We start from the raw sequence: 6,927 nt of genomic DNA, 5'->3' as shown, positions 1-6,927 counted from the left end.
CCCGTCGCGTTGGCGACGGGAGGGTGAGGGGGGCGGGCCCCGGCGCCTACTCCCCCGCCGCCCTCCGGGCCGCGGCGGCGCCCTCGCCGGTCAGCTGCAGGAAGATGTCCTCCAGATCCGTCTCCTCGGTGGACAGGTCGGCGATGCGCATGCCGGCCTGGTCCATCAGGGTGAGGAGGTCGCCCAGCCGGGTCTCGCTGGGCCGGTAGCGCACCACCAGCCGGGTGGCGCCGGCCAGCTCCATGCCCCGCGCGGCGAGGGCCGGCGGCAGCGCGTCCAAGGGCTCGCTCAGGCTCACCACCAGGGTCTTGCTGTCGACGCTGGACAAGAGGTTGGCGGTGCTGTCGCAGGCGACGATGCGGCCCTGATCGATGATCGCGATCCGGTCGCACAACTCCTCCGCCTCCTCCAGGTAATGCGTGGTCAGCACGATGGTGGTGCCGGCCCGGTTCAGCGCCCGGACATGGGCCCACAGGCTGCGCCGCAGCTCGATATCGACGCCGGCGGTCGGCTCGTCCAGCACCAGCACCGGCGGCGAATGCACCATCGCCTTGGCCACCATCAGCCGCCGTCGCATGCCGCCCGACAGCGTCCGGGCATAGGCGTCGGCCTTGTCGGCCAGCCCGACCGCCTGCAGCAGCTCCGCGGTGATCCGCTCCCCCTTCGGCACGCCGTAGAGGCCGGCCTGCAGGTCCAGGAGCTCGCGCGGGGTGAAGAACGGGTCGATGTTCAGCTCCTGCGGCACCACGCCGATCGCGGCCCGCGCCTGGCGCGTCGCCCGGCCGATGTCGAAGCCCCAGATCCAGGCGTCGCCCGCGGTCTTGGTGACCAGGCCGGCCAGGATGTTGATCAGCGTCGACTTGCCGGCGCCGTTCGGGCCCAAGAGGCCGAAGATCGAGCCTGCCGGGATGTCGAGGTCGATCGGGTGCAGCGCCAGCTTGTCCGGCTGCCGGTTGCGCCCGCGATAGGTCTTGGTCAGCCCGCGCAGCCGGATGGCGCTCTCCGGGGCGGCGTTCGGCGGCTCGGCGGCCATGGGTCCGTGCGAAATGGTTGATCGGCTTGGCGCCATGGGTATCATCCGGCCGGAATCCGGGCAATCATCGCCCGTCCGCCCTTGCCGCCAGGAATTCCGAGCCATGCAGCCCGCAGCCACCCAGCCGTCCGATGTGATCGAGGTCGACCGCGATGTCGAGACCGTCGGGTGCGACGGCGGCGGCGGCCCGCTGGGCCACCCGATGGTCTACTACCCGATCGGGCATGAGCACGAGGTGGTGTGCAACTATTGCGGCCGCCGCTTCGTCCGCAAGGCCAACCGCCACGGCCACTGACCCCGCGGAGGGCGCGATGACGCCCGAAACGGTCGAGGATTTCTGCCTGACCCTGCCCGGCGCGATGCTGAGCGTGCAGTGGGGCGGCGCCCATGTGTTCAAGGTCGGCGGCAAGATCTTCGCCATCCTGGCCGGGATGTCGCGCGGCGAGCCCGAGGCCTGGTTCAAGGCGTCGGAGTTCTCCTACATCCTCTTGGTCGAGCAGCCGGGCATCCGCCCGGCGCCCTATCTGGCCCGCGCCAAATGGGTGGCGGCGGCGCTGGACGCCCTGCCGGCGGACGACCTGCAGGCCTATCTGCGCGAGGCGCACCGCCTGGTCCTGGCCAAGCTGACCCGGGCGGCCCGGGCGGAGATCCTCGGCCCCGCGTGACGGATCGCGGGCTTCCGATCCGGCCGCCGCTCCTGTAAGAGGCGGGACCCGTTCCGAGCGCCCGAGGGGCCATGTCGCGCGAGCCGATCTTCAATGTCCCGCCGATCACGCTGTGGCTGAGCGTCGTCATGGTCGCGGTCTTCGCCGCGCTGCACCTGCTGCCGGAGGCGGTGTGGGCGCCCGTCATCGACCGCATGGCCGTGGTCCCGGCCTATTTCGGCTATCTCGGCCAGTTGCCGCCGCTCGACGCCCTGTCCGTGGTCGCGTCGCTGGTGTTCTACGCGCTGGTCCATTACGAGCCGATCCATCTGATCGCCAATCTGGGGTTCTTCCTGGCCTTCGGCAGCGTCTGCGAGCGGCAATACGGGCCGCGGCGCTACACCGTGCTGCTGCTGGTCACCACCGTGGCCGCCGCCCTGGCGCAGATCGCCGCGAGCTGGGGCGAGCAGACCACGCTGATCGGCGCCTCCGGCGCGGTGTCGGGCTGCATCGGCGCCTTCTGCCGGATCGCGCTGGCCCGGCATGACCCGGCTGGCCGCCGGCTGGCCCTGAACCTGATCGGCTTCACCATCATCGCCAACGCCCTGTTCGCCGTGATGGGCGGCGGCTTCATGGGCGTGGACGCCCAGATCGCCTGGCAGGCGCATATCGGCGGCTTCCTGGCCGGGCTGCTGCTGGGCGCGCCGCGGCGGGCCTGAGCGGCCAGCCCGACCAGGGGCGTGACGCGGCGGCCACAGCCGTGCAGGGGCGTCACAATCCTGCAGACTCCACGTTGCAGCCCGAGGACGCCCCGCCTATATGCACGGGGAAGCAAGAGCCGCCCGCGGGCGGCATGGAAACATTGGGGGTCCCGGCGGTGCCTCACCGAGGGCCAGCCGCGACCTGCTGAAGGAATGAGGAAGAGATGAGCAAAGTCATCGGTATCGACCTCGGCACGACCAATTCCTGCGTCGCCATCATGGATGGGGCCCAGGGCCGGGTGATCGAGAATGCGGAGGGCGCGCGCACCACGCCGTCGATCGTCGCCTTCACCGAGTCGGGTGAGCGGCTGGTCGGCCAAGCGGCGAAGCGCCAGGCCGTGACCAACCCCGAGAACACCATCTTCGCGGTCAAGCGCCTGATCGGCCGTCGCTACGACGACCCGATGACCCAGAAGGACAAGGGCCTGGTCCCGTACCAGATCGTGTCCGGCGACAATGGCGATGCCTGGGTCGAGTCGCGCGGCCAGAAGTACGCGCCGAGCCAGATTTCCGCCTTCACCCTGATGAAGATGAAGGAGACGGCCGAGGCGTTCCTGGGCGAGAAGGTGACGCAGGCCGTCATCACCGTCCCGGCCTATTTCAACGACAGCCAGCGCCAGGCCACCAAGGACGCCGGCAAGATCGCCGGCCTCGAGGTGCTGCGCATCATCAACGAGCCGACGGCGGCCGCCCTGGCCTATGGCCTGGACAAGAAGGCGACCGGCACCATCGCGGTCTACGACCTCGGCGGCGGCACCTTCGACATCTCGGTGCTGGAGATCGGCGACGGCGTGTTCGAGGTGAAGTCGACCAACGGCGACACCTTCCTGGGCGGTGAGGATTTCGACGCCAAGATCATCGACTACCTGGCCGAGGAATTCAAAAAGGAGCAGGGCATCGACCTGCGCAAGGACCGGCTGGCCCTGCAGCGCCTGAAGGAAGCGGCCGAGAAGGCGAAGATCGAGCTGTCCTCCTCGGTCCAGACCGAGGTGAACCTGCCCTTCATCACCGCCGACGCGTCCGGCCCGAAGCACCTGAACATCAAGCTGACCCGGGCGAAGCTCGAGGCGCTGGTCGACGACCTGATCCAGCGCACGGTCGAGCCGTGCCGCGCCGCGCTGAAGGATGCCGGCCTGAAGGCCAGCGAGATCGATGAGGTGATCCTGGTCGGCGGCATGACCCGCATGCCCAAGGTCATCGAGACGGTGAAGCAGTTCTTCGGCAAGGACCCGCATCGCGGCGTGAACCCGGATGAGGTCGTGGCCGTCGGCGCCGCCATCCAGGGCGGCGTGCTGAAGGGCGAGGTCAAGGACGTCCTGCTGCTCGACGTCACCCCGCTGTCGCTGGGCATCGAGACGCTGGGCGGCGTGTTCACCCGGCTGATCGAGCGCAACACCACGATCCCGACGAAGAAGAGCCAGACCTTCTCGACCGCCGAGGACAACCAGACCGCGGTGACCATCCGTGTGTTCCAGGGCGAGCGCGAGATGGCCGCCGACAACAAGATCCTCGGCCAGTTCGACCTGGTCGGCATCCCGCCGGCCCCGCGCGGCATGCCGCAGGTCGAGGTGACCTTCGACATCGACGCCAACGGCCTGGTCAATGTCAGCGCCAAGGACAAGGCGACCGGCAAGGAGCAGGCGATCCGCATCCAGGCCTCGGGCGGCCTGTCGGACGGCGACATCGACAAGATGGTCAAGGACGCCGAGGCCAATGCCGCCAGCGACAAGAAGCGCCGCGAGGCGGTCGAGGCCAAGAACCATGCGGACGCCCTGATCCATTCGACCGAGAAGCAGCTGGCGGAGTTCGGCGACAAGGTCGACGCGTCCGACAAGGCCGCGGTCGAGACCGCGATCGCCGACCTGAAGTCGGTGGTGACCGGCGACGACGCCGAGCAGATCAAGGCCAAGACCGACGCCCTGGCCCAGGCGGCGATGAAGATCGGCGAGGCCATGTACAAGGCCAGCCAGGAGTCGGGCGCGGCGCCGGAAGGCGGCGAGCAGGCCTCGGCGAAGCCGGATGACGGCGTGGTCGACGCCGATTTCGAGGAAGTCGACGACGACAAGAAGAAGAAGTCGGCGTGACCGCGGTCGCATGACCACGACACACCGATAAGGGCAGATATCGCCCCCGCGAGGGTCCGTGACGGACCGCGCGGGGGCGGTTTTTCATCCGGGCCGGGGCTGTCATGGCTCTCCCGGTTCGGCACGAGGACGGCATGGCGAAGCAGGACTTTTACGATCTTCTGGGGGTCGCGCGCGGCGCCGGCGCGGACGAGATCAAGAAGGCCTACCGCAAGCTGGCGATGCAGTATCACCCGGACCGCAACCCGGGCGACCACGCCGCCGAGCACAAGTTCAAGGAAATCAACGAGGCCTATGACGTCCTGAAGGACGAGCAGAAGCGCGCCGCCTATGACCGCTTCGGCCACGCCGCCTTCGACGGCAGCGGCGGCGGGCCCCGCGGCCCGGGCGGGGCCGACTTCTCCGGCGGCTTCGCCGACATCTTCGAGGAGATGTTCGGCGACTTCATGGGCGGCCGCCGCGGCGGTGGCGGCCAGCGCGCCCAGGCGGGCCGCGGCGCCGATGTCCGCTTCAACCTCGAGATCACGCTGGAGGAGGCGTTCCTCGGCAAGCAGGCCACGGTCAAGGTGCCGTCCTCGGTCGCCTGCGAGGTCTGCGACGGCTCGGGCGCCGAGCCCGGCAGCCAGCCGGTGACCTGCCCGACCTGCGGTGGCGCCGGCCGGGTCCGCGCCTCCCAGGGCTTCTTCACGGTCGAGCGCACCTGCCCGGGCTGCGGCGGCCAGGGCCGGGTGATCAAGAACCCGTGCCGGAACTGCAGCGGCTCCGGCCGCGTGCGCAAGGACAAGACGCTGAAGGTCGACATCCCGCCGGGGGTGGATGACGGCACCCGCATCCGCCTGTCGAACGAGGGCGAAAGCGGCATGCGCGGCGCCCCGCCCGGCGACCTGTACATCTTCCTGTCGGTGCGGCCGCATGCGCTGTTCCAGCGCGACGGCGCCGACCTGTTCTGCAAGGCGCCGATCCCGATGGCCACGGCGGCGCTGGGCGGGCCGATCGAGATCCCGGCGATCGACGGCGGCCGGGCCAAGATCACGGTGCCGGCCGGCACCCAGTCCGGCGCCCGGTTCCGCCTGCGCGGCAAGGGCATGTCGGTGCTGCGCTCCGCCGGCCGTGGCGACATGTATGTCGAGCTGCAGGTCGAGACCCCGGTCAACCTGACCAAGCGCCAGCGCGAGCTGCTCGAGGAGTTCGAGCGCGAGGGCGGCGGCGGCACCAGCCCGGAGAGCCAGGGCTTCTTCGCCAAGGTGAAGGAGTTCTTCAAGGAATAGCGGCGGCGCAAGCCGGACCGCCATTCCTCCTTTCTGTCATCGCCGGGCTTGACCCGGCGATCCAGGGGCCGCAAAGAGCCGATGCGTCCTTTTTCCGGACGCCCGGACCATTGAAGGACCCTGCCGCATGACCGCCGGCGACACCCCACGCCCCGCCGAGGGCCCCGTCAGGATCGGCGTCACCGGTGCCGCCGGCCGGATGGGCCGGATGCTGATCCAGGCCGTGCTGGACACGGCGGACGGCTCGGTGGCGCTGCATGGCGCGGTCGAGCATGAGGGCAGCGCCGCGATCGGCCAGGATGCCGGCCTGCTCGCCGGACGCCCGGCCTGCGGCATCACCGTCTCCGACGACCCGGTGCAGCTCTTCGCCACCGCCGATGCGGTGGTCGACTTCACCCGGCCCGAGGCCTCGGTCCGCTTCTCCGCCCTCGCGGCCCAGGGCAAGGCGGTGCATGTCGTCGGCACCACCGGCTTCTCGGCCGAGCAGCTGGCGGCGCTGGGACGGGCGGCGCGCCACACGCCGGTGATCCAGTCCTTCAACATGAGCCTGGGCGTGAACCTGCTGGCGGCGCTGGTGCGCCAGGCCGCCCGCGCGCTGGATGCCGGCTGGGACATCGAGGTGGTGGAGATGCACCACCGCCACAAGATCGACGCCCCCTCCGGCACCGCCATCCTGCTGGGCCGCGCCGCCGCCGAGGGCCGTGAGGTCGACTTCGACGCCGTGAAGGCGATCGACCGCGACGGCAGGCGGCCGGAGGGCGCCATCGGCTTCGCCACGCTGCGCGGCGGCGACGTGGTCGGCGAGCACAGCGTGATCCTGGCCGGGGCCGGCGAGCGCATCGAGCTGACGCACAAGGCCACCGACCGCGGCATCTTCGCCCGCGGCGCGCTCAAGGCCGCCCTGTGGGGCCGCGGCCGGGCGCCCGGCCTCTACTCGATGACCGATGTGCTGGGGCTGAGCTAGAGCGGAGTGAACTGAGGGCCGCGGCCGACCGGATGTCGAGCGTTTTCGCGTAGCCTCTCCCGCCGGACGCGGGAGAGGTCGACAGCGCGCAGCGCTGGCGGGTGAGGGCTGGTCCCGGCCTCGACGAACTCCCCTCACCCGGAGCCGCTTCGCGTCTCCGACCTCTCCCGCAA

At 70.4% G+C, this 6,927-nt stretch carries 7 protein-coding genes; 6 read left to right on the top strand and 1 reads right to left on the bottom strand.

Features of this window, described 5'->3' with window-relative positions:
• Positions 1 to 46 precede the first annotated feature (46 nt).
• On the bottom strand, positions 47 to 1,033 hold the full coding sequence (locus tag BWR60_RS14050; RefSeq protein WP_088151652.1) for an ABC transporter ATP-binding protein: 987 nt from the start codon (positions 1,031 to 1,033) through the stop codon (positions 47 to 49).
• A 103-nt stretch (positions 1,034 to 1,136) separates the two neighbouring features.
• Between BWR60_RS14050 and BWR60_RS14045 the strand changes: the two genes are divergently transcribed.
• From BWR60_RS14045 to dapB, 6 genes are all read left to right on the top strand, one after another.
• Positions 1,137 to 1,328 (top strand): zinc-finger domain-containing protein, encoded by a 192-nt coding sequence (locus BWR60_RS14045; protein WP_088151651.1) that lies wholly within the window; start codon positions 1,137 to 1,139, stop codon positions 1,326 to 1,328.
• A 16-nt stretch (positions 1,329 to 1,344) separates the two neighbouring features.
• Positions 1,345 to 1,698: an MmcQ/YjbR family DNA-binding protein gene (locus BWR60_RS14040; protein ID WP_088151650.1), complete on the top strand. Its 354-nt coding sequence runs from the start codon at positions 1,345 to 1,347 to the stop codon at positions 1,696 to 1,698.
• 71 nt (positions 1,699 to 1,769) lie between these two features.
• Complete coding sequence (locus tag BWR60_RS14035) at positions 1,770 to 2,396, top strand: rhomboid family intramembrane serine protease (RefSeq protein WP_088151649.1); 627 nt, start codon at positions 1,770 to 1,772, stop codon at positions 2,394 to 2,396.
• A 206-nt stretch (positions 2,397 to 2,602) separates the two neighbouring features.
• Positions 2,603 to 4,522 carry a molecular chaperone DnaK gene (gene dnaK / locus BWR60_RS14030; RefSeq protein ID WP_088151648.1) on the top strand — a complete coding sequence of 640 codons (1,920 nt, stop codon included), beginning with the start codon at positions 2,603 to 2,605 and terminating at the stop codon, positions 4,520 to 4,522.
• A gap of 134 nt (positions 4,523 to 4,656) precedes the next feature.
• The gene (dnaJ, locus tag BWR60_RS14025; RefSeq protein ID WP_088151647.1) at positions 4,657 to 5,790 is read left to right on the top strand and encodes a molecular chaperone DnaJ; all 1,134 of its coding nucleotides are present in this window, start codon (positions 4,657 to 4,659) and stop codon (positions 5,788 to 5,790) included.
• Between the two features lie 127 nt (positions 5,791 to 5,917).
• On the top strand, positions 5,918 to 6,754 hold the full coding sequence (dapB, locus tag BWR60_RS14020) for a 4-hydroxy-tetrahydrodipicolinate reductase (protein WP_088151646.1): 837 nt from the start codon (positions 5,918 to 5,920) through the stop codon (positions 6,752 to 6,754).
• Positions 6,755 to 6,927 lie beyond the last annotated feature (173 nt).

This window comes from Inquilinus limosus (assembly GCF_002195995.1).
Lineage (GTDB): Bacteria > Pseudomonadota > Alphaproteobacteria > DSM-16000 > Inquilinaceae > Inquilinus > Inquilinus limosus_C.
Note: the sequence above shows the minus strand (reverse complement) of the source record. Positions and strands in the feature narration are given on the sequence as shown.